Source organism: Burkholderia sp. RS01 (assembly GCF_039748055.1).
Taxonomy (GTDB): domain Bacteria; phylum Actinomycetota; class Actinomycetes; order Actinomycetales; family Micrococcaceae; genus Arthrobacter.
The window spans coordinates 12,642-33,016 of record NZ_JBDLAK010000001.1; the positions used below are offsets into that span (position 1 = coordinate 12,642).

General features: G+C 67.1%; 18 protein-coding genes and 1 pseudogene. 5 read left to right on the forward strand and 14 right to left on the reverse strand.

What is annotated here, in order from left to right:
- Positions 1-35: 35 nt before the first annotated feature.
- From ABFP37_RS00080 to ABFP37_RS00090, 3 genes are all read right to left on the reverse strand, one after another.
- Positions 36-1,109, reverse strand: a complete 1,074-nt coding sequence (locus ABFP37_RS00080; protein WP_347032387.1) for a hypothetical protein — start codon at positions 1,107-1,109, stop codon at positions 36-38.
- Between the two features lie 88 nt (positions 1,110-1,197).
- Positions 1,198-2,277: a hypothetical protein gene (locus ABFP37_RS00085; protein ID WP_347032388.1), complete on the reverse strand. Its 1,080-nt coding sequence runs from the start codon at positions 2,275-2,277 to the stop codon at positions 1,198-1,200.
- Positions 2,278-2,408: 131 nt separating this feature from the next.
- Positions 2,409-3,038 carry a hypothetical protein gene (locus ABFP37_RS00090; protein ID WP_347032389.1) on the reverse strand — a complete coding sequence of 210 codons (630 nt, stop codon included), beginning with the start codon at positions 3,036-3,038 and terminating at the stop codon, positions 2,409-2,411.
- A gap of 12 nt (positions 3,039-3,050) precedes the next feature.
- Here ABFP37_RS00090 and ABFP37_RS00095 point away from each other — a divergent pair, with 12 nt between their 5' ends.
- Positions 3,051-3,659: an acyl-homoserine-lactone synthase gene (locus tag ABFP37_RS00095; protein ID WP_131949441.1), complete on the forward strand. Its 609-nt coding sequence runs from the start codon at positions 3,051-3,053 to the stop codon at positions 3,657-3,659.
- On the opposite strand, the gene ABFP37_RS00100 is transcribed toward ABFP37_RS00095, so the two are convergent.
- The 4 genes from ABFP37_RS00100 to ABFP37_RS00115 all read right to left on the reverse strand — a co-directional run bounded on the left by ABFP37_RS00100 (position 3,612) and on the right by ABFP37_RS00115 (position 7,124).
- Positions 3,612-4,088, reverse strand: a complete 477-nt coding sequence (locus tag ABFP37_RS00100; protein WP_347032390.1) for a Gfo/Idh/MocA family oxidoreductase — start codon at positions 4,086-4,088, stop codon at positions 3,612-3,614. The genes ABFP37_RS00095 and ABFP37_RS00100 overlap by 48 nt on opposite strands.
- A 109-nt stretch (positions 4,089-4,197) precedes the next feature.
- Positions 4,198-4,905 (reverse strand): ABC transporter ATP-binding protein, encoded by a 708-nt coding sequence (locus ABFP37_RS00105; protein WP_078030181.1) that lies wholly within the window; start codon positions 4,903-4,905, stop codon positions 4,198-4,200.
- Positions 4,906-4,907: 2 nt separating this feature from the next.
- Positions 4,908-6,350, reverse strand: coding sequence for an FtsX-like permease family protein (locus ABFP37_RS00110; protein ID WP_078030180.1), 1,443 nt, complete (start codon positions 6,348-6,350; stop codon positions 4,908-4,910).
- A 279-nt stretch (positions 6,351-6,629) separates the two neighbouring features.
- On the reverse strand, positions 6,630-7,124 hold the full coding sequence (locus ABFP37_RS00115) for a substrate-binding domain-containing protein (protein WP_347032565.1): 495 nt from the start codon (positions 7,122-7,124) through the stop codon (positions 6,630-6,632).
- On the opposite strand from ABFP37_RS00115, the gene ABFP37_RS00120 reads away from it, so the two are divergent.
- Complete coding sequence (locus ABFP37_RS00120) at positions 7,123-7,731, forward strand: acyl-homoserine-lactone synthase (RefSeq protein ID WP_131949441.1); 609 nt, start codon at positions 7,123-7,125, stop codon at positions 7,729-7,731. The genes ABFP37_RS00115 and ABFP37_RS00120 overlap by 2 nt on opposite strands.
- A gap of 11 nt (positions 7,732-7,742) precedes the next feature.
- On the opposite strand, the pseudogene ABFP37_RS00125 reads toward ABFP37_RS00120, so the two are convergent.
- The 4 genes and pseudogenes from ABFP37_RS00125 to ABFP37_RS00140 all read right to left on the reverse strand — a co-directional run.
- Positions 7,743-8,339, reverse strand: a pseudogene (locus tag ABFP37_RS00125) (substrate-binding domain-containing protein); the annotation flags it as partial.
- 53 nt (positions 8,340-8,392) lie between these two features.
- Complete coding sequence (gene mmsB, locus ABFP37_RS00130; protein ID WP_078030178.1) at positions 8,393-9,670, reverse strand: multiple monosaccharide ABC transporter permease; 1,278 nt, start codon at positions 9,668-9,670, stop codon at positions 8,393-8,395.
- 44 nt (positions 9,671-9,714) lie between these two features.
- Positions 9,715-11,271, reverse strand: a complete 1,557-nt coding sequence (gene mmsA / locus ABFP37_RS00135) for a multiple monosaccharide ABC transporter ATP-binding protein (RefSeq protein WP_078030177.1) — start codon at positions 11,269-11,271, stop codon at positions 9,715-9,717.
- 130 nt (positions 11,272-11,401) lie between these two features.
- On the reverse strand, positions 11,402-12,592 hold the full coding sequence (locus tag ABFP37_RS00140; RefSeq protein ID WP_078030176.1) for an ROK family transcriptional regulator: 1,191 nt from the start codon (positions 12,590-12,592) through the stop codon (positions 11,402-11,404).
- A 207-nt stretch (positions 12,593-12,799) separates the two neighbouring features.
- Here ABFP37_RS00140 and ABFP37_RS00145 point away from each other — a divergent pair, with 207 nt between their 5' ends.
- A complete protein-coding gene (locus tag ABFP37_RS00145; RefSeq protein ID WP_078030218.1) occupies positions 12,800-13,627 on the forward strand; it encodes a nitrilase-related carbon-nitrogen hydrolase in 828 nt (275 codons plus the stop codon).
- Here the strand turns inward: ABFP37_RS00145 and ABFP37_RS00150 are convergent.
- Together ABFP37_RS00150 and alr are read right to left on the reverse strand one after the other, a co-directional pair.
- Positions 13,624-15,267: a PucR family transcriptional regulator gene (locus ABFP37_RS00150; RefSeq protein WP_347032391.1), complete on the reverse strand. Its 1,644-nt coding sequence runs from the start codon at positions 15,265-15,267 to the stop codon at positions 13,624-13,626. The two genes, ABFP37_RS00145 and ABFP37_RS00150, sit on opposite strands and share 4 nt — an antisense overlap.
- A complete protein-coding gene (alr, locus tag ABFP37_RS00155; RefSeq protein WP_078030174.1) occupies positions 15,257-16,471 on the reverse strand; it encodes an alanine racemase in 1,215 nt (404 codons plus the stop codon). Before alr ends, ABFP37_RS00150 begins: the two co-directional genes overlap by 11 nt.
- Before the next feature lie 100 nt (positions 16,472-16,571).
- On the opposite strand from alr, the gene ABFP37_RS00160 reads away from it, so the two are divergent.
- Both ABFP37_RS00160 and ABFP37_RS00165 read left to right on the forward strand, forming a co-directional pair.
- Positions 16,572-18,113, forward strand: a complete 1,542-nt coding sequence (locus tag ABFP37_RS00160; RefSeq protein WP_347032392.1) for an amino acid permease — start codon at positions 16,572-16,574, stop codon at positions 18,111-18,113.
- A complete protein-coding gene (locus ABFP37_RS00165; protein ID WP_347032393.1) occupies positions 18,110-19,840 on the forward strand; it encodes an NAD(P)/FAD-dependent oxidoreductase in 1,731 nt (576 codons plus the stop codon). The genes ABFP37_RS00160 and ABFP37_RS00165 overlap by 4 nt, the downstream gene beginning before the upstream one ends.
- 6 nt (positions 19,841-19,846) lie before the next feature.
- Here ABFP37_RS00165 and ABFP37_RS00170 read toward each other — a convergent pair whose 3' ends face one another.
- Positions 19,847-20,368, reverse strand: coding sequence for a gamma carbonic anhydrase family protein (locus ABFP37_RS00170; RefSeq protein WP_347032394.1), 522 nt, complete (start codon positions 20,366-20,368; stop codon positions 19,847-19,849).
- Positions 20,369-20,375 lie beyond the last annotated feature (7 nt).

Here is a 20,375-nt window from a genome sequence, read left to right on the forward strand (position 1 = left end):
AGCCCGGACCGGAAGTCCGGGCTATCCCTTCTTGGCTAGGCCATCTTCCTCCGGAGGACCATCAGCATGCCGATGGCGAGGAGGAGAAAAGCGAAAGGCAACAGCTCAGGGTTCGCGCCGGTGTTGGCGAGCGACTGCTTGCCACCCGCCATCTGGGCCGAGGTGGCAGCCGATGCCGAGGCGCCGGTTGTCATCGAACCAGCGGGCTGAATCGTTATTCCCGAGCCTGCCCCGGTGTCTGTTCCGCTGCCGGTGCCGTCTGTGCCCGTGCCGGTGCCGCTTCCGTCGGTGGTACCTGATCCGTCGGTGGTGCCTGATCCGTCGGTGGTGCCTGATCCGTCGGTCGTGCCTGTTCCGTCGGTGGTTCCGTCACCGGGATCCGTGCCGGTTCCATCACCGGGATCGGTAGCGGGAGGGGTGACTACGGACCCTGCGCCGAGGTCGACACCCAGATCGATGCCGAGATTGACGGAAGAATCCGTACCGGTGCCGAGCCCCAGGTCGATTGCGCCTTCAGCAGCCGCACCTGCATCATCCAGAGGACCCGGGTTTCCGAGGTTGACGTCCACGACGGCGGTTGCATCGGTTGCCGGCGTGGTGCCGGTTCCGGTGGTGTTGCCGAGGTTGACGTCGACGAGGGCGTCGGCGGTGGTGCCGGTTCCGGTGGTGTTGCCGAGGTTGACGTCGACGAGGGCGTCGGCGGTGGTGCCGGTTCCGGTGGTGTTGCCCAGGTTGACGGCGGCTGCGGCGGCTGCGGCGGTTGCCGGTGCCGTGGTGGTGCCGGTACCGGTCGTGTTGCCGAGGTTGACGTCGAGGACGGCGGTCGCGGCGGTTGCCGGTGCCGTGGTGGTGCCGGTTCCCGCGGCGTTGCCGAGGTTCACGTCGACAAGGGCCGTCGCATCGGTGCCGGTTAGGGAAGTATTCGACGGCGTTGAGCCACCCAGCAGGCCCAACGACGCCGAAGCAGTGAGGTCCGCAGTGGCGGATTCAGGCGCGACGGTGACCGCGCCATTGATGGTTGTGTCCGCGCTTGCTGCGGTTGCTCCTAGGGCCAAGAGCCCGCCCGCAAACAGGGTGCCCAGCAGGCCCCTGCGAAGATTCTGATGCATTGTGATGTCTCCTGAAGAGTTGTTTGTCAGGCGCTCAAGGCAGCCCGATTGGCCGTGTTTCTGCACATGGAAAGGCAGAAAGGCCCAACTAGTCAGGAGAAGAGCCGGGGTCGATGGCCACCGGCGAAGGGACGTGCTGAAGGGGTCCGCTTACCGGAACGATGCCGGTGAGAGGAAGGTAGTCAAAAGGGCTGGACAGCCACGCGGCCGAGGCCGCCGGGCCGCCCGAGGATTGCCCGCTGCCAGAGCCCGAAGGCGAAGCCGGAAGCAGGGCTTCGAGAACTCGTGTGGCGTCTCCTGCTGGCCCGCCGCCTGCAGGGCTGGCGGGGGAGGACGCAGGGCTGTCGCCGGAGCTTGAAGAACCCGAACTCTGAGAATGAGTCGACAGCGTCCCGCGGGCACCAGTGGCGGCCAAAACGGATGGTAACGGCGGGGTTGCCGTGCCAAGAGCCGGGCCGTCAGGCCTGGCCGCGGGAGGGCTCCCGGGGGCGGACGCTGCCCGATCCGCTACAGGCACGACGTTATTGACAACCTCCACCACGCCGGCAATCGGCGTGACCACCGGAGTAATCAGCGGCGGCGCACCTGCCAGGAGGTCTGAAATTGGCTCGACCGGCAGGTCAACGGGAAGCGTGTCCGTCACGGGTTGACCAACGGTGCCTGCGATGTCCGCAGCCGCTGCGTCAGCCAAGGCAACCACCGGGTCGGTCACCACAGCCACGGGGGCCGGAGGGAGGATGGCGGGCGCAGGCAATTCGCTGAGGAGTGTGTCCACCGGCCCGGTAATCTCGGCCACGATTGGCGCCAGCGCGGTTTCAGGCACAGCCATCACAGGCACTGCGTTCACGGGCTCGGTCGCACCGGCGGGCGCCTTGGTGATGGGCGACGGCACAGGAACCTGTGCCGGATTCGGTGCGGCGGCGGAATGATTGGGAACGTGCGCTCCGCCGGCCGCGTTCCCCACGGCGTCGCCCACCGCCTTGCCCGCGCCGTTGCCGACGGAAGAAACCGTCGACGCAATGCCGCCAAGAAGGGAAGGTTCATCGTGCGGATTGTGGGCGTCCGCGGCCGGTGCGGAAAACGCCAGCCACGCCAAGGCCGCGGCTCCGGCGAGGAGGACCGGGCGCAGGGGGCGGAACGCAGCCCAAGGCAAACGTGCATCGGCCATGCTCAACACCCCCCAGTCACCGAATAATTCGACGATCGTCTACAGCCTAAGCCTGCCGCAAAGTGAGAGTCCAGACCCGGGGAATTAAATCTTCCGATTCGATAAAGCGCCGTCGAGGTCAGCGAAGGACGTCAGTGGGCATCATTCGGGTAACTGACGCCAAGCTGCGCGCGGACGCCGTCGAACAGCCGCATGGTGTTCAAGGAGTCTTCCAGCGGCATGACCGGGCTCTCTGTCAGGCCCTGCTGGACGCACCTCGTGACCTCACGAAGTTCGTAGGTGTAGCCCTGGCCGGCAACCTCGAAGTGCTCGGTCCGGAGGGGCTCACGGCCAATTCCGACCACGAGCTGTTTGGGATTGTTGATGGAACCGAGCGCCTGGAGGTAGCCGAGGCTGCCGGCAACCGTGGCAGCACGCGGGCCGTACGCCAGCAGCGACGACGTGAGTTGCGCCTGGGCGCCGTCGTGGTAGCCGAGGGTCAGCGCATTCTGGGCGTCGACGCCGTCGTCGTTGAGCGTGCCCATGGCACTGACCGCCTGCGGGAATCCCAGCGTGCCCAGTGCCCACAGCAGCGGGTAGACAGTCAGGTCGAGGAGTGCCCCGCCGCCGTCCTTGACGGCCCAGAGCCTGGCTGTGGGGGAGTACGGTGCGGGGAACCCCAGATCGGCGGTGACCCACTGCACGGTCCCCAGTTCGCCCGATCCGGCGATCTCGAAGGCCCGCTGCATGCTGGGGAGGAAGCGGCTCCATACGGCTTCCATCAGGAAAAGGTTATGCGGACCTTCGTTCACGAAGAAGGGCGGTTACCACACGAACTTGCAGCGGATCTCGGGCGCTACCGGCGCCGCGTGTTCGTCGAACAACTCGGTTGGGAGCTCCCGTCGGCGAACGAAAGCTTCGAGCGCGACCAGTTCGATCGCGACGATACCGTGTACGTGTTCGCGCGAAATGCCGGCGGCGACGTGTGCGGATGTGCGCGCCTGCTGCCCACGACGCGCCCGTATCTGCTGCAGTCGCTGTTCGCCGACCTGATCGCCGCAGACATGCCGCTGCCGCAATCGGCGGCCGTCTGGGAGCTGTCCAGGTTCGCGGCGACCGACGACGAAGGCGGGTCGGGCAATGCCGAGTGGGCCGTGCGGCCGATGCTCGCGGCCGTGGTCGAATGCGCGGCGCAGCTCGGCGCGCGGCAGCTGATCGGCGTGACGTTCGCGAGCATGGAGCGGCTGTTCCGCCGGATCGGCATACACGCGCACCGCGCAGGCCCGCCGAAGCAGGTGGACGGACGTCTGGTGGTCGCATGCTGGATCGATATTGATCCGCAAACGTTTGCGGCATTAGGAATCAAGCCGGGGCAGGCAGCCCGGCAAGCCATCGCCGCCTGACTTCTCGCGGGCCACGGCTACCAGTTCGGCCGCCTCCCGGGCATTGATGGTAAAGGCCTTCTCGCAGAGGACGTGCTTTCCGGCGCTGAGGGCCGCCAGCACCATCTGGTGGTGCTGGGCGTGGGGCGTGGCCACGTAGACGACGTCCACGGAATCGTCCGCGAGCAGCCGTTCGTAACCTTCCTGCCCGCCGTCGTCCCCGTACGCCGTGGTGAAGCCGAACTCCTCGGCGAACGCGTCGGCCGTGTGCTGCCCGCGGGAGCTGACGGCGTAAAGATCAGCGTCCTCAAGCAGGGCCAGGTCCCGGGCTACCAGCGACGCGATGCGCCCCGTGGCGATGAAGCCCCACCGCAGTGGGGCTCCGGTGGCGGCGCGGGGATCCTGATTCTGCTGGCTGAACAGCCACGGCTTGGCAATAGGAGAGGTCATCTCGCCATCCTCTCACCCGTCTGTTCGTGTACCGGGAAATTACGGCGGGAGGCGCAGGAGGGTTGGAACCTCCCACACCTCCCGCAGCGCGCACCTCCCGGGGCGTGGATTACACCGCCGCCGGCACCACAGCGCGGTTATGTGCAGGTTCTTCGGTCAACTTGCCCTGCTGCAGCCTGAACCGGCGGTCCGTCTTGTTGGCCAGCGAACGGTCATGCGTGACCACAAGGATGGTGGTGTTGTGGTCCCGGGTGAGCGAATTGAGCAGCTCGATGATGTGCTCGCCGGTCTGCTCGTCCAGGTTGCCCGTGGGCTCATCGGCCAGGATCAGCTTGGGTTCATTGGCCAGCGCCCGGGCAATGGCGACCCGCTGCTGCTCGCCGCCCGAGAGCCGGTTGATGCGCCGCACGTGCTTGTCCGGGTCCAGCTGCACCTGCTCAAGCAACTCGCGCGCCCGCTGGGCCCGCGCGGACTTCCGGACCCCGGCGAACTCCATCGGGAGCATCACGTTATCCAGGGCGGACAGGTTGGGGATCAGGTTGAACTGCTGAAACACGAAGCCGATGTCCCGGCGCCGGTATTCGGTCAGCTTGCCGTCCGGCATGCCGGCCAGGCTGACGCCGTTGACGACGACGTCTCCGCTGGTGGGCTTGTCCAGCGCGCCCAGGAGGGACAACAGCGTGCTTTTGCCGCTGCCGCTCTTGCCCACGATGGACGCCAGCGTGCCCTGTTCCAGCTCGAAGCTGACGTCATTGACGGGCTTGATGGTGCGGTCGCCGGACTTGAAGGCGCGGACGAGGTTCTTGACTTCGATCATGGCTATTCTCCTCGGAGGACTTCGATGGGACGGATGCGGGCGGTCAGCAGCGCCGGAACCAGCGCACCGATGATGGCGACGCCAAACACCGCCACGATGCCCGCGGCAATGACGCCGGGGGACGCGCTTGCCGTGACGGACGTGAGCAGTTGCGAACCGCCGCCGAAGGGTCCGCCCTGACCCGGAATGCCGCCGGCGAAGCCGCCGCCCGCGATGCCGGGGCCGCGCTGGCCGGCGGTCGCCGTCGTCGTGCTTGTGCTCGAACTGACCAGTGCGGAGGCGATGCCGCCGCTGGCAAATGACGCGATCGCCGCGCCGACGACGCTGCCGAGCGCCACCAGAACCAGCGCCTCGAGCACGAACTGCAGGCCAACGGTCCGGTTAGGTGCCCCGATGGCCTTCAGCACGCCGATTTCGCGGCGGCGCTCGCGGACCAGCATGACCATGATCAGCAGGATGATCAGGCCGGCCGTGCCCAGCGCTGCGATGAAGGCAACGAGGGAGATGTTCTTGACGCTGTCCAGCGAGCTGACGGCGGTTTCGAGGTTGCGCTGGCCCTGGGTGACATCGGCCTTGTCGGTGCCGAGCGCGGACTGGAGCGCGGTCTTGGTGGAGTCGACGTTCTCCATGCTGTTGACCGTGACGATCATGGTGGAGAGCTCGCCGGGCAGCGCGGCAAGGGTCTGGGCCGCCGGAAGGGTGACGTACAGGGCGTTGTTGCCGAAGGTCGTGCCGGCGTCAAACAGGCCGGCCACGGTGAAGGTCTTGCTGTTGATGGTGAACGTGGAGCCGACCTTGAGGTTGTTCTTTTCGGCGAGCGTCGTGCCGAGCAGGGCCTTGGCGGAGTCCGCGGTGTAGTCGCCGAGCCCGGTGCCCGCCGTCAGTGCGAGGGCCTTGCCGGTGCTGTCCACTTCGGCGCCGATGCCGGTGGCCGTGATCGGGAGGGAACGCGCCGGCTGCGTGGTTCCGGTTGCGCCGGTGGTGCTGTCGCTGGCCTGGTTGCGGTTGCCAAGGGTTCCGGCGTCGACGGCGGCGGTGAGGCTGGTGGTGAGCGTCGTGGTGGACTGCCCGCCGGGACCCCCCTGGCCTCCGCCCGGGCCGCCTGTCTGGCCGGCCGCCGCCTGCGCGGCAGCTTCGACGGCGTTGCGGAGGCGGAGGGCCTTTGTTCCGACGACGGCGGTCACGTTGGGCACGCCGGCCGCGGTTGCCGCCTGCGCGGCGGTCAGCGGCTCGCCGCCGCCTTCGAATCCCTGGCCGCCGGCCGGGTTGACCGTCAGGACGGTCCCCACCGAAGCGTTCAGCTCCTGGACCTTGGCGGCCACGGCCTGGTTGGCCACGAGCATGGCCAAGGCCAGGCCGATCGCTACGGCCAGCACGGCCACCACGGCTGCCGTTCTGACCTTGTTTCTAAAGGCATTGCCTACACTTCGGGCGAGGACGCTCACTGCACTCCTTGGGATCACGTGCCGGCGGAATGTCCGGCTTCAGATCCCACATTGGTGCCTGCTGCTGTGTAGGAAACCGGCCAAAGCTATGTTTGCGCTGTGAAGGGCCCCCGGCCCGGGCAGCGGACGGGGCCCGGCAGCAGACGGGCGCCCCGGCCCGGGGAGGCGGACGGGGAAGCGGACGGGGAGAAAGGGACGGGGACGAGGGGCCGGGGACGCCAAAGGCCCCGGCCCTCCCTCGCGGGAGAACCGGGGCCCTGGGATGCAGCGCCTGGGACGTTACTTGGTGATCGGTCCGAGTACCGGATCGTCCACGTAGGCCGTCTTGACGTTTTCCTTGGTCACGATGACCGGCTCCAGCAGGTAGGCCGGAACGGTCTTGACCTTGTTGTTGTAGGACTTGTCGTCGTTGATTTCGGGCTTCTTGCCTGCCTGGATGTCCTTGACCATGACGATCGCGTGCTCAACGAGCTTGCGGGTGTCCTTGTTGATGGTGGAGTACTGCTCGCCGGCCATGATGGACTTGACGGACTCAACCTCGGAGTCCTGCCCGGTGACAACCGGAAGCGGCTTGCCGGCCGCCTTGACCGAGGTCAGGACTGCACGGGCCAGGGTGTCGTTCGGGGACAGCACGCCGTCCAGCGAAGCGGAGGAGTAGCTGCCGGTCAGCAGCGTGTCAGCACGGCGCTGGGCGTTCTCTGCCTTCCAGCCCTGGGTGACAGCCTGTTCGAACGTCTTCTGGCCTGAAACGACCTTGAGGGTGCCGTCGTCGATGCGGACCTTCGTTCACGAAGAAGGGCGGTTACCACACGAACTTGCAGCGGATCTCGGGCGCTACCGGCGCCGCGTGTTCGTCGAACAACTCGGTTGGGAGCTCCCGTCGGCGAACGAAAGCTTCGAGCGCGACCAGTTCGATCGCGACGATACCGTGTACGTGTTCGCGCGAAATGCCGGCGGCGACGTGTGCGGATGTGCGCGCCTGCTGCCCACGACGCGCCCGTATCTGCTGCAGTCGCTGTTCGCCGACCTGATCGCCGCAGACATGCCGCTGCCGCAATCGGCGGCCGTCTGGGAGCTGTCCAGGTTCGCGGCGACCGACGACGAAGGCGGGTCGGGCAATGCCGAGTGGGCCGTGCGGCCGATGCTCGCGGCCGTGGTCGAATGCGCGGCGCAGCTCGGCGCGCGGCAGCTGATCGGCGTGACGTTCGCGAGCATGGAGCGGCTGTTCCGCCGGATCGGCATACACGCGCACCGCGCAGGCCCGCCGAAGCAGGTGGACGGACGTCTGGTGGTCGCATGCTGGATCGATATTGATCCGCAAACGTTTGCGGCATTAGGAATCAAGCCGGGGCAGGCAGCCCGGCAAGCCATCGCCGCCTGAATCTTGGGCTGGAGCACCTTCATGGCGCCGTCGAAGAAGACCTTCGCGTTGGCGTCGTCAGGAGATCCGGCGAAGAGCTCGATGTTGTACGGGCCCTGCGGCTTCTTCTTCGCCATGCCCTCGAGGAGTGCCTGGCCCTGCAGCTCGCCGACCTTGAAGTTGTCGTAGGCCACGTAGTAGTCCACGTTCTCGGTGTTCAGGAGAAGACGGTCGTACGCGATGATGGTCGCGCCGGCGTCCTTGGCCTGCTTGAGCTGGGTGCCGAGCTGGGCGCCGTCGATGGCTCCCACGATGATGACCTTGGCGCCCTTGGTGATCATGGCGCTGATCTGGTTCTGCTGCTCCGAGACGCCGCCGTTGGCGAACTGGACGTCCGCTTTGAAGCCGGCGCTGGTGAGTCCGTCGTTGAACAGCTTTTCCGCCAGAACCCAGTTTTCGGAGGTCTTCTGCGGGAGTGCGACGCCGATCGAGGAGTTCTTGGGGAACGCCTCGCCGCCCGCAGTGCCACCGCCCGTTGTACCGGAGTCGGAACGGCCGCAGGCTGTCAGCGCCAGTGCCGCAATGGCAGCGATCGCTGCCGCCTTTCCTGCTTTACCAATCATTCGCATTGCTTGGTTCACTTTCTATAGGGGTGGGAAATGCATCCGGGAGCAGTTCGTGCTCAGGCTTCCCGGGAGATTGTTTCTTTGGTCGAGGTGACCTCGTCCGGCTGGAGCGGCGTGCCTCCGCTGGGACGGTTGAAGCCCTGGGTCAGCATGCCGATGATGGACCTCTTGCCCTGGGACTTGTTGTAGACATCGAATGCCACAGCGATCAGCAGGACCAGGCCCTTGATGATCTGGGTGAGGTCCGCGCCGACACCGAGGAGCTGGAGGCCGTTGTTCAGGACGGCCATCACCAGGCCGCCGACGATCGAGCCGATCACGGTGCCCACCCCCCCGGTCACCGCTGCGCCGCCGATGAACACGGCTGCGATGGCGTCCAGTTCCCAGCCGACGCCGTCGAACGGGCCGGAGGCCGTGGACCGGCCCACGAAGATCATGCCGGCGAGGCCGGCCAGGATGGACATGTTCATCATGACCAGGAAGTTGACCTTCTTGGACTGGACGCCGGAGAGCTCAGCGGCGTGGCGGTTGCCGCCCACTGCGTAGACGTGGCGGCCGACGACGGTCTTGGCGGAGATGAAGCCGTAGATCAGGACGAGGACGGCGAGGATGAGGCCGGGGATCGGGAACGAGGTGCCCGGGCGGCCGGTGGCGAAGAGGTACGTGGCGTACAGGATGGCGCCGCAGACCAGCACCAGCTTGGTGATGACCACCCAGCCCTCGGGGACCTCGGCGCCAAGCGCCTTGGCGGTGCGGCGTGCGCGGAGTTCGCTGAAGACCACGAACGCGACGCCCAGCAGGCCGAGCAGCAGGGTGAGGTTGTTGAACCCCGTGTTCGGGCCGACCTCGGGCAGGTAGCCCGAGCCGATGTACTGGAAATCGGCCGGGACCGGGATGGTGTTGGACTTGCCGACGAACTGGTTGAAGCCACGGAACAGCAGCATGCCGGCCAGCGTCACGATGAAGGCGGGAATCCCCACGTAGGCCGTCCAGAACCCTTGCCAGGCGCCGATCAGGGCTCCCAGCCCGAGTCCGAGCAGGATGCCCAGGTACCAGGGGATTCCCCAGTCCCTGATGGCCAGCGCCACGGTGACGCCGACGAATGCCGCCACAGAGCCCACCGACAGGTCGATATGGCCGGCGATGATGACCAGCACCATGCCGATGGCCAGGATCAGGATGTAGGAGTTGCCGTTGAAGAGGTTGATGACGTTGCCGGGGGTGAGCGTGCGGCCCTCGGTGGCGAATTGGAAGAAAACGATCAGTGCAACCAAGGCGAAGATCATGCCGAATTGGCGGGTGTTGCCGCCAAAGAGCTTCTTGAGCGCGTTCATTGTGTCAGTCCTTGTTCTGGAAGGTTCTGGAGGATTCCAGAGGGTCAGGCGGTTTTTCGGGCGGAAGTCATGAGTTTCATGAGGCTTTCCTGGCTGGCTTCGTCTTTGTCCACGACGCCGGTGATGGCGCCTTCGAAGATGGTGTAGATGCGGTCGGAGAGGCCGAGCAGCTCAGGGAGTTCGGAGGAGATGACGATGACGCCCTTCCCCTGGTTGGCCAGCTGCTGGATGATGCCGTAGATCTCGTACTTGGCGCCGACGTCGATGCCGCGGGTCGGTTCGTCCAGGATCAGCAGGTCGGGGTCGGTGAACATCCACTTGGCCAGGACCACCTTCTGCTGGTTGCCGCCGGAAAGCTTGGCCACGCCTTCCTCCACGGACGGCGTCTTGGTGCGCAGCGATTTGCGGTACTGCTCGGCCACCGTGAATTCCTTGTTGGTGTCCACCACGAAGTGCTTGCTGATCTTGTGCAGCGCCGCAGAGACCGTGGTGGTCTTGATGTCGTCCAAGAGGTTCAGGCCAAGGGACTTCCGGTCCTCCGTGACGTAGCCGAGGCCGGCATCGATGGCCTGCTTGACGGTCTTGAGGTGGAGTTCCTTGCCGTCCTTGTAGATGCTGCCCTTGATGAATCGGCCGTAGGAACGGCCGAACACGGAGCGTGCCAGTTCGGTGCGGCCGGCCCCCATGAGCCCGGCAAAGCCTACGATCTCGCCGCGGCGGACGAAGAAGTTGGAGCCCTTGCAGACCAGGCGGTCCTGCACCTGCGGGTGACCGACGGTCCAGTTCTTTACCTCGAACAGCACCTCCCCGATCTTGGGCTCGTGGTCCGGGAAGCGGGACTCCAGCGTGCGCCCCACCATGCCCTTGATGATCCGGTCCTCGTCAACGCCGTCGGCCTTTACGTCGAGGGTCTCGATCGACTTGCCGTCGCGGATGATGGTGATGGAATCCGCGATCTGCTCGATCTCGTTGAGCTTGTGGGAAATGATGATCGACGTGATGCCGCGGCCCTTCAGGCCCAGGATCAGGTCCAGCAGGTGCTGGGAGTCGGATTCATTCAGCGCGGCGGTCGGTTCGTCGAGGATGAGGAGCCTCACGGACTTGTTCAGCGCCTTGGCGATCTCCACGAGCTGTTGCTTGCCGACGCCGATTTCCTTCACGGGGGTATCCGGGTCCTCCCGCAAACCCACGCGGGCGAGCAGTTCCCGGGTGCGGGTCCGGGCCTCGGCCCAGTCGATCACGCCCCGCTTGACGGGCTCGTTGCCCAGGAAGATGTTCTCGGTGATGGACAGTTCCGGGATCAGCGCGAGTTCCTGATGGATGATCACGATGCCGGCGTGCTCGCTGGCGCGGATGTCCTTGAACTGCTGGACCTCCGCCTGGTACACGATGTCGCCCGTGTAGCTGCCGTACGGGTAGACGCCCGAGAGCACCTTCATCAACGTGGACTTTCCCGCGCCGTTCTCCCCGCAGATCGCGTGGATCTCGCCGGCTTTCACCCTGAGGTTCACATCGGCCAATGCTTTAACGCCGGGGAACTCCTTGGTGATGGAGCGCATCTCGAGGATTACCGGATCACTTTGCGTGTCGAGGGACGTCATTTGCCCTTACGCCTCCAATGCGTGACTTCGTTGTCTGCCCTGCAATCCGCAGGGCCGTCTGATGAAAAAGTAAACTGGATCACAACCCTTGTCGTCAAGTCTTTAACGCAACGGGCAGATAACGAAAAGCTTACGAACGCCGGATTCCGGCATGTTGGAAGACCAGGGCTGCGGCGCCCAAGGCTTCGGCGCGGTCGCCCAAAGAGGACATTGTCAGGGTTGTGGTTTCCCCGATAACGGGCACTGCATGCCGCACCAGGCCACGGCGGACGGGGTCCAGCAGCAGCTCGCCCAGCCCGGCCAGCGGACCGCCCACCACTATCACTTCCGGGTTGATCAGGTTAGCCACATTGCCTAGCGCCCGGCCCACCGCCAGCCCGGCGTCGTCCACGACACGCAGGGTTGCCGCGTCCCTGGCCAGCGCCTTGCGGACGATGTCCGCGGGTGTCAGCGGCCGTTCCTCACCCCGGCCCAGCAGCTCGATCATGGTGGTGGTGGAGGCGATGGTCTCGAGGCAGCCCCTGTTGCCGCAGCGGCAGATCAGGCCGTGTTCATGGATGGTGGCGTGGCCGATTTCGCCCGTGATCCCCACGTTCCCGTAGTACGGAATGCCGTTCAGGATCAGGCCGGCGCCGATGCCCGAACCGATCTTGAGGAACATCAGGTTGCTGACGCCGCTGTGCGGGCCCCACGTGACCTCGGACAACGCCCCCAGATTGGCGTCATTGTCAATGAATACCGGGAACTGCAGGGTGTTTTCGAGGTGCTCCAGGATGTTGATGCCCACCCACTCGGGGAGGATGGCGCCCTGCGCCACGGTGCCCGTCCGGCGGTCGATGGGCCCGGGAATTCCGACGCCGGCACCCACCACGGCGCTGCGCTCCACGCCGCTGCCGGCGAGGAGTTTGGCCAGCAGTGTAACGGCGGCTTCGATGCCCTGATCGGCGTGGTGCCCGAGGGGAAGCAGGACGGATTCCTCGGCGATGATGTGGTAGCTGAGCGAGGCGAGCACGACGCGGAGGTGCCTGCGGCCGAAATCGATCCCGACCGCTACCGCGCCGTTGCTGTTCAGCCGGACGTTGAGCGCCCGCCGCCCGGAGCTGGTGATCGGCTCGGTGGACGCCAGCCCGGAGTCCTGCATGATTTTGACGATGTTGGACACCGTTGCGGTGGACAAACCGGTTTGCCGGGCGAGTTCCGCCTGCGTGGAGGGGCCGTTCAGGAGGCACTCGATGATCCGCTGCTGGTTGAGGTGTCTCAGAGCGGACTGCGATCCGGGGTTCTTGGTTCGGCTCCTCGTTGAGCGCGATGTTGAGGGCATGGTAAGAAGATTGCACCATCGGCTCCTTGTAGTCAAGAAGTTAACGCAAGGCGGGCTCGCCCGAGGTTTTGGGCTCCCCGGACGATCCGTCCCGCAGGCCGGTCTGGCAGGTGCAAATACACCGGCGCGCCCGGCCGGCACCGCGGATACGCTGAGGAGAAAGACGGCCCGGTATGGGGCGGGCGTTCACAAAGACTCGAGGTGATCATGGTGCTACTGGCGCTGTTGCAGGCAAATGCCGCTGTTTTAGACATCGAACGGAACTGCCGGGCCGTTGACGAGGCTGCCCGGAAGGCTGCCGAAGCCGGGGCCGGCGTGCTGCTGACTCCCGAACTCTTTCCCGTGGGGTACGCGCCGCTGCGGATCCGCACCGATCTGGATCCGGCACTCCTACCGGATATCCGCAGCACCTTGGCGGAAATCGCCGCGCGCCACCGGATCGCGCTGGTCTACAGCCTGCCGGCGCTCACGCCCGAGGGGCAATGGCAGATCACCGCGACGCTTCTCGGCGACCGGGGGGAGGAACTCCTCACCTACGCCAAGGTCCACTTGTTCGGGCCGGAGGAGCGTAAGGCGTTCAGCCCGGCACAAGCAGCCCCCGCCGTCGTCGATCTGGCCGGCGTCAGGGCATCGCTGGCCATCTGCTATGACGTGGAATTTCCCGAGATTGTGCGGGCAGCCGCGGCCCGCGGCGCCGAACTGCTCCTGGTTCCCACCGCGCTGGCGCACGGATTCGACGCCGTTCCCCAGGTCCTGCTGCGCGCCCGGGCGCTGGAGAGCCAGCTGACGGTGGCCTACGCCAACCATTCGGGCGCGGAGGACGGCTGCGAGTTCCTCGGCGGAAGCGTCATCGCCGCCCCGGACGGGTCGCTGCTGGCCGCCGCGGGCACCGGCCCGGATCTGCTGTTCGCCGAGGTCAGTGCCGACGCCGTCCGGGACGCGAGGGCGGCCGTGCCGTACCTCGACGACCGGCGTCCCGCCGTTTACCGGTCTTGGGAAGACGGCCTGGGCGGGGACGGCTCAGCCGGGAACTAGGACGGCTCCGCCGGCGGCTGAGCCGTCGCCGGAGGTAGGTCTGCTGAAGGGACCGTCGCCGGCAGCTCATCCGCGTACTGCAGCGCAATCCACAGCTCGGCCCGCACCTGGGCCTCGTTGAGGTCCATGTCCAGCAGCTCCGCCACCGCGTTGATCTGGCGCCGGACACTGTTGCGGTGCAGCCCGAGCACTTTCGCGGTGGCGTCCCAGTTGCCGTTTTCGCCCAGCCAGGATCTCAGCACGGAGAGCTGGGCGCGGCGGCGGTCGGCGTCCTGGCTGAGCAGCGGCTCCAGGAGCCGGCTTGCCAGCATGGTGCCGGCCTCGCGTCCCAGCAGCCCTGCCACGGTCCAGCTGACTTCGCCCACCCGCGCACTTTTGCCGGTGCTCTGGACGCGGGAGCGGAGGGACGTCACGCGCTGGTAGGCGCCGCTCAGGCCGGCCAGTTCGGTGGCATCGCCGATCACCAGGCGCCAGCCGAGCTTTTCGATTTCGGCCAGCAATGCATCGTCCACTTTGAGGCGGGTGACGGCCGCGAAGCCGTAGTCGGTGATTTCCACGAGCTTGGTGTCGAACAGCCGGCGCCACTGCAGCAGCTCACGCACCGGGCTGTCCCCGGCGGGCCACGTTGCCTGGTCCGCCTTGACGCCCTGGACCACCCGAACCGGGGCCGAGCGGGTGGACGAGGTGCTCTGGGCGAGCAGGTCCCGGAGCCCGTTGATGTGCCGCGTTCCGCCGCTGGCCAGGCTGTCCGGGTGGAGCAGCAGTGCCGTGGCCAGCTGGCTTGGCGCCAGGGAACCGCTGGTCCGCTGCCGGACCAGGAGTTCCAGGAGGCCGACGGCGGATGACACCACGCTGTTCTGCGCCGGTGTCAGCGGGGCGCCGGCACCCAGGACCAGGGCCCCCAGGTTGGCGTCGCGGGTGCTGCGCAGCGGATGCCCGAAGACCAGCGCCGACCCTGCGACGTCGAAGGAGTCCATTTCCACCCGGGGCCCGCTCCCGCCCAGGAGGCGGTCCAGGATCGGCTGCAGCGCGGGAAGTTCGACGCCGGAGCCCGCCCGGGCGCGGACCCTTCCGTCCGCGCCCACCAGCACGGCCCACACGGGGACCCGCCGGGTCAGCGCTGCCAGGAGTTCGTGCTCCGGCCGGGCGGAAAGGACGGCACGCATCAGCTGCCTGTTGGTGTCCGCCAGGTGCCGGAACAGTTTGGCGTTGTCCGACTCCAGGAGCTGGGAGAACTCGAGTCCGATCGCCGCGAACGGGACCGTGCTGGGCACCTCCACGAGGGTCAGGTTGTGCCGCACGCAGGCCGCCACCACGGTCTCCGGCACGGCGTCGAAGTACGGTTCCAGCCCGAATCCCAGGGCCCCCACCCGGGCGTGCACGAGGCGTCGCACATAGGCGTCAACCCGGTCCGCGTCGCCCGCCTCGCCCACGAACGGCAGGCCGGCCGTGAGGAGGAACTCGCCGTCGAGCAGGTAGGGGGTCGGGTCTTCCAACTCACTAGGCTCCACCCACCGCAGCAGGCCGGAGCCGTTGCCGCCGTCGTGAAGCACCTTCAACGCCGGCGGCAACTTTGCCAGGAACTGCTCCAGCGTGACGACGCTAAGCCGCTCGGCGCCGGTGGCGGCCTCAGGCGACATGCGGCACACCGTCCCGGGGATCCTCGTAATCCGGGCACTCGTAGGCCCGGGGGAGGCGCGGGGCAATCCTGTTGATGATTTCGTCGCCGTGGCTGCCGATCGCCGCGCCCCATTCGTCCGCGCTGGCCGCACCCGTGCCCGGATCACCAAACAGGACGGCTGTGTCGCCGACGCAGACGCCGCCGGATTCCGGGCCCAGATCCACCATGAACTGGTCCATGCATACCTTGCCGATCACGGGAACCCGCCTGCCGCCGACACGGACGATGCTGCGGCCGGAGATGCCCTTCGGAATGCCGTCCGCGTAGCCGAGCGGGATCAGCCCCAGGAACCGCTCCTCGTAGGTGATGGCCTGGTGCTCATAGCTCACTCCGGTGCCCGCCGGGACCTTCTTCACGAGCACCACGGGAGCCGTCACTGTCAGGGCCGGGCGGAGCCCGTAGTCCGCCGGATCAAGGTGGTCGGCGGGGGCCAGGCCATAGATGGCCAGGCCCGCCCGGACCATGTCGAACGCGAATTCGGGGCGGTCCAGGATGTTGGCGGAGCTGGAAACATGCCTGAGCTGCGGATCCAGTCCGGCCTCCCGCGCCTGGCGGACGGCTTCCTCGAAGGCGGCCACGGCCGCGGCGTTGCCCGGGTGGGCCGGAACGTCGGCCCAGGCGAGGTGGGTCCAGACGCCCCGCACCGTCAGGGTTCCGGCCACCTCGGCCGTGCGTGCGGCGGCCACGAGGTCCGGCCAGTCCTCGGCGCGGGCGCCACCTCGGCTCAGCCCGCTGTCCAGCTCGAGGTGGACGGCTGCCGGCCGTCCCAACGACCGGGCAATGGCCGCCACCACGTCCAGCTGGGCGGTGCTGCCGACTGACATATCGACGTCGTTGTCCACCGCTTCGCGGATGATGTCGCTGGACGCTGTGGCGAGATATAGCCAGGAAAGAACCGGCGCTGTGATGCCGGCGCGGCGCAAGGCGAGGGCCTCGGTGAGCTGGGCGGTCCCGAGCCAGTCGGCGCCGGCCGCGAGCGCCGCCTGCGCCACGTCCACGAGCCCGTGGCCGTAGGCGTTGCCCTTCACCACCGCCATGAAATGCGTGGCAGCGGTGAGGGAGCGGAGGGCCCGGACATTGTCCGAAATCGCGGCCAGATCAACGCTGACCTGGCCGGAAAGCGCCGCGTTTGGGGCGCCTGTCTGTTGTGCATTACGTCTCATGCCAGAACACTATAGGTCATTTTGCACACCGGTGAGAGATGGCTCACACGCCTACTCTTGGTGAGGGGAATCGACAACTACTCACGAACGGACGTCAACGATGACTGTGCCCACCTACACAGAACAGCGGCCGGCGGCGCCGGCTGGCCGCCCCGGCCTGGCAGCCCAGCTGCTTCGCCGCAAGCCGATCGGACAGATGGTCAATGAAGCCGAGACAGGCCACGGCGGACCCCGCCTGGTCCGCAGCTTCGGCGTCCTTCAGCTGACGATGATCAGCGTGGGCGCGACACTTGGGACCGGCATCCTGGTGATCCTGGGCGAATCGGTTCCGCTGGCCGGGCCGGCCATCTGGATTTCATTCGCCATCGCCGGCTTCGCGGCCCTGTTGTCCGCCGTGTCCTACGCCGAGATGGCTGGCCTGGTTCCCGTGGCGGGCTCCAGCTACTCCTACAGTTACGCCACCCTGGGCGAGGGCATGGCCTGGATCTGCGGCTGGTGCCTCGTGCTCGAGTACGCCGTCTCGGTGGCGGCCGTGGCCGTAGGCGCCGGACAATACGTCAACGAGACGCTCGCTGTGTTCGGCCAGGTCCTGCCGGACGCCATCTCGCAGCCGCCCGGCGACGGCGGCGTCATGAACATCCCGGCCATGGTCATTGTCCTGCTGGCCATGATCCTGCTGATACGGGGCGCCAGGGAAAGCGCCTGGGTCAACACGGCCATCGTGATTATCAAGGTGGCCATCCTGATCTTCTTCTGCGCAGTCGCCTTCACGGCCTTCAACGCCGGCAACTTCGAGCCTCTCCTGCCCATGGGCGCTGCCGGGGTCTCCGCCGCCGCTTCCGGAGTGTTCTTTTCCTACATCGGCTTCGACGCGGCCTCCACCGCCGGCGAGGAAGCCCGCAACCCCAAGCGCGACCTGCCCCGCGCCATCATGCTCTCCATGCTGATCGTCACCACCATCTACGTCCTCGTCGCCGTGGCCGCCGTGGGCGCCCGGCCCTGGGGATGGTTCGACGGCAATGAAGCCGCACTGGTCAAGATCCTCGAAGAGACCACCGGCCAGCCCTGGATCGCCCTGGTCTTCGCCGTCGGTGCCGTCCTTGCCATCGCCAGCATCGTGCTGACCGTCCTGTACGGGCAGACCCGCATCCTTCTCTCCATGGCCCGCGACGGCCTCATCCCCAGGGTCTTCGGCCGCGTCTCCCGGAGGACCGGCACCCCGGTTGCAGGCACGCTGATCGTCGGCACCCTCGTGGCCCTGACAGCCGGCCTGGTTCCCCTGGGCGCCCTGGCCGACGCCACCAGCATCGGCACCCTCTTCGCGTTCGCCCTGGTGAACGTGGCCGTCATCTACCTGCGCCGCACCCGGCCCGAGCTCGAGCGGACCTTCCGGGTGCCGCTGTTCCCGCTGACGCCCATCCTGGGCGCGCTGATGTGCGCGTACCTGATGGCCAACCTGGGCGCCGACACGTGGGTGACCTTCGGCATCTGGATGCTGGTGGGGCTCGCCGCCTACTTCGGCTACGGCCGCCGCCATTCCAGGGTGGCCGCGCTGAGCCATGAGGAATACCGTGAACTATCCAGCCGTGAACTTTCCAGCGCTCCGTCCATCCCCGAACTGTCAAAGGCAGACCTTTCATGACCATCGCTACCGAACTGCCGGCCTTCGATCCGTCCAGCACCTCGACCGGACCTGCACCTGCGGCCGCCGACCGGGCGGACCGTGCCCCCGTCACCATGCTGAATCCGGACTTCCCCTTCAGCTATGACCATTACCTCTCCCACCCGGACGGGCTGGGGTCCCTTCCGCCGGAACTGTACGGAACGGAAGTCGCTGTCGTGGGCGCCGGGCTGTCCGGGCTGGTCACGGCCTACGAACTGATGAAGCTCGGGCTGCGGCCGGTCGTCTACGAGGCCGACCAGATCGGCGGCCGCCTGCGCACGGCGAGCTTCCCGTCGGCCCCGGGCGTGGTGGCGGACCTGGGCGGCATGCGTTTCCCGGTATCCGGCAAGGCGTTCTACCACTACGTGGACCTGCTGGGCCTCGAGACCCAGGAGTTCCCCAACCCGCTGGCTCCCGCAACGTCCAGCACGGTGATCGAACTGGCCGGGCAGAAGCATTACGCGACCACCCCGGCCGACCTTCCGCCGTTTTTCCGCGAGGTGGCCGACGCCTGGAAAGCTGCGGTCAACGACGGCGCAAGGTTCAGCGAGATGCAGGACGCCATCAGGGCACGGGATACCGCCCGGATCAAGGAACTCTGGAATGAGCTCCTGCCGCTGCTGGACGAGCAGACGTTCTACGGCTTCATCGCCGGCAGCGAGTCATTCAAGGCAGCGGGCTTTGCCCACCGCGAGGCGTTCGGCCAGGTTGGCTTCGGCACCGGCGGCTGGGACACGGACTTCCCCAACTCCATCCTCGAGATCCTGCGCGTCGTATATACCGACGCCGATGACCAGCACCGCCTCATCGCCGGCGGGGCGCAACGCCTCCCGGAGGCACTGTGGCACCACGCGCCGTCGGGCATGGCCCACTGGCCGGAAGGGACATCGCTGGCGTCCCTGCACTCCGGCTCCCCGCGGGGAGCCGTGGACCGGATCAGCCGGGACGCCAACGGCGACCTCCGCCTCCGTGAGCGGTGGGGACGCGAATCGTCATACCCGGCCGTGGTCACCACCTGCCAGTCGTGGCTGCTCTCCACGCGAATCCACACGGAGGAGGCGCTGTTCCCCGCGGAGCTCTGGACGGCGATCGAACGCTCGCACTACATGCAGTCCTCCAAGACGTTCGTCATGGTGGACCGGCCGTTCTGGAAGGACATCGACCCGGAAACCGGCCGCGAGGTGCTGTCCATGACCCTGACCGACCGGCTCAACCGCGCCACCTATCTCCTGGACAACGGCCCGGACCAGCCCGCGGTGATCCTGCTGTCCTACACGTGGAACGATGACGCGCTCAAATGGCTCGCGCTTGACGCTGACCAGCGCGTGGAGCTCATGCTGCACTCGCTCGAGCAGATCTATCCCGGCGTGGACATCGCCAGCCACATCGTGGGCCAGCCCATCACGGTTTCCTGGGAAGCGGACCCCAATTTCATGGGCGCGTTCAAGGCGAACCTGCCCGGGCACTACCGCTACCAGCAGCGGCTCTTCACGCACTTCAAGCAGGACCACCTGCCGGAAAGCCAGCGCGGGATCTTCCTGGCCGGCGACGACGTTTCGTTCACCGCCGGCTGGGCCGAAGGCGCCGTGACCACCGGGCTGAATGCGGTGTGGGGCGTTGTGAACCACCTCGGCGGATCGTCAGCCGCGGGGAACCCCGGCCCCGGCGACCTGCTCGACGCGCTCGGACCCATCAGCCTGGACTAGCCGACGTCAGCCGGCGTGGATTTCGCGGTGGGCCTGCGCGAGCTCGCGGTAATGGGCCGCGTTGCGCTTCACGCCGTCGAACTCCTCATCCGTGAGTTCCCGGCGGACCTTGGCGGGGACGCCTGCCACCAGGGACCGCGGCGGAACGACCGTGCCTTCCAGGACGACGGCGCCGGCCGCCACGAGCGAGCCGGCGCCGATCACTGCGCCGTTGAGGATGGTGGCGCTCATGCCGATGAGGCAGTCATCCTCAACGGTGCAGCCGTGCACGACGGCGCTGTGCCCGACGCTGACCCGGGCCCCGACGCTGCACGGGAACCCGGGATCGGCGTGCAGCACCACGTTGTCCTGCAGGTTGCTGCCGGCGCCGACGCTGATCGCAGCCGTGTCCGCCCGCACTGAGACGCCGTAAAAGGCGCTGGCGTCTTCGGCGAGGGTGGCACGGCCGATGACGGACGCCGTCGGCGCCACGAAAACTGAGGGATGGATGTCCGGGGTGTCGCCGGCGAAAGAATAGATGGGAGCCATGCCCCAA

Bases quoted from the DNA above. Each gene is read 5' to 3' on its own strand.
- ABFP37_RS00080 (WP_347032387.1), bottom strand. From the start codon at position 1,109: ATGCATCAGAATCTTCGCAGGGGCCTGCTGGGCACCCTGTTTGCGGGC.
- ABFP37_RS00085 (WP_347032388.1), bottom strand. From the start codon at position 2,277: ATGGCCGATGCACGTTTGCCTTGGGCTGCGTTCCGCCCCCTGCGCCCG.
- ABFP37_RS00090 (WP_347032389.1), bottom strand. From the start codon at position 3,038: ATGGAAGCCGTATGGAGCCGCTTCCTCCCCAGCATGCAGCGGGCCTTC.
- ABFP37_RS00095 (WP_131949441.1), top strand. From the start codon at position 3,051: ATGCGGACCTTCGTTCACGAAGAAGGGCGGTTACCACACGAACTTGCA.
- ABFP37_RS00100 (WP_347032390.1), bottom strand. From the start codon at position 4,088: ATGACCTCTCCTATTGCCAAGCCGTGGCTGTTCAGCCAGCAGAATCAG.
- ABFP37_RS00105 (WP_078030181.1), bottom strand. From the start codon at position 4,905: ATGATCGAAGTCAAGAACCTCGTCCGCGCCTTCAAGTCCGGCGACCGC.
- ABFP37_RS00120 (WP_131949441.1), top strand. From the start codon at position 7,123: ATGCGGACCTTCGTTCACGAAGAAGGGCGGTTACCACACGAACTTGCA.
- mmsB (WP_078030178.1), bottom strand. From the start codon at position 9,670: ATGAACGCGCTCAAGAAGCTCTTTGGCGGCAACACCCGCCAATTCGGC.
- mmsA (WP_078030177.1), bottom strand. From the start codon at position 11,271: ATGACGTCCCTCGACACGCAAAGTGATCCGGTAATCCTCGAGATGCGC.
- ABFP37_RS00140 (WP_078030176.1), bottom strand. From the start codon at position 12,592: ATGCCCTCAACATCGCGCTCAACGAGGAGCCGAACCAAGAACCCCGGA.
- ABFP37_RS00145 (WP_078030218.1), top strand. From the start codon at position 12,800: ATGGTGCTACTGGCGCTGTTGCAGGCAAATGCCGCTGTTTTAGACATC.
- ABFP37_RS00150 (WP_347032391.1), bottom strand. From the start codon at position 15,267: ATGTCGCCTGAGGCCGCCACCGGCGCCGAGCGGCTTAGCGTCGTCACG.
- alr (WP_078030174.1), bottom strand. From the start codon at position 16,471: ATGAGACGTAATGCACAACAGACAGGCGCCCCAAACGCGGCGCTTTCC.
- ABFP37_RS00160 (WP_347032392.1), top strand. From the start codon at position 16,572: ATGACTGTGCCCACCTACACAGAACAGCGGCCGGCGGCGCCGGCTGGC.
- ABFP37_RS00165 (WP_347032393.1), top strand. From the start codon at position 18,110: ATGACCATCGCTACCGAACTGCCGGCCTTCGATCCGTCCAGCACCTCG.
- ABFP37_RS00170 (WP_347032394.1), bottom strand. From the start codon at position 20,368: ATGGCTCCCATCTATTCTTTCGCCGGCGACACCCCGGACATCCATCCC.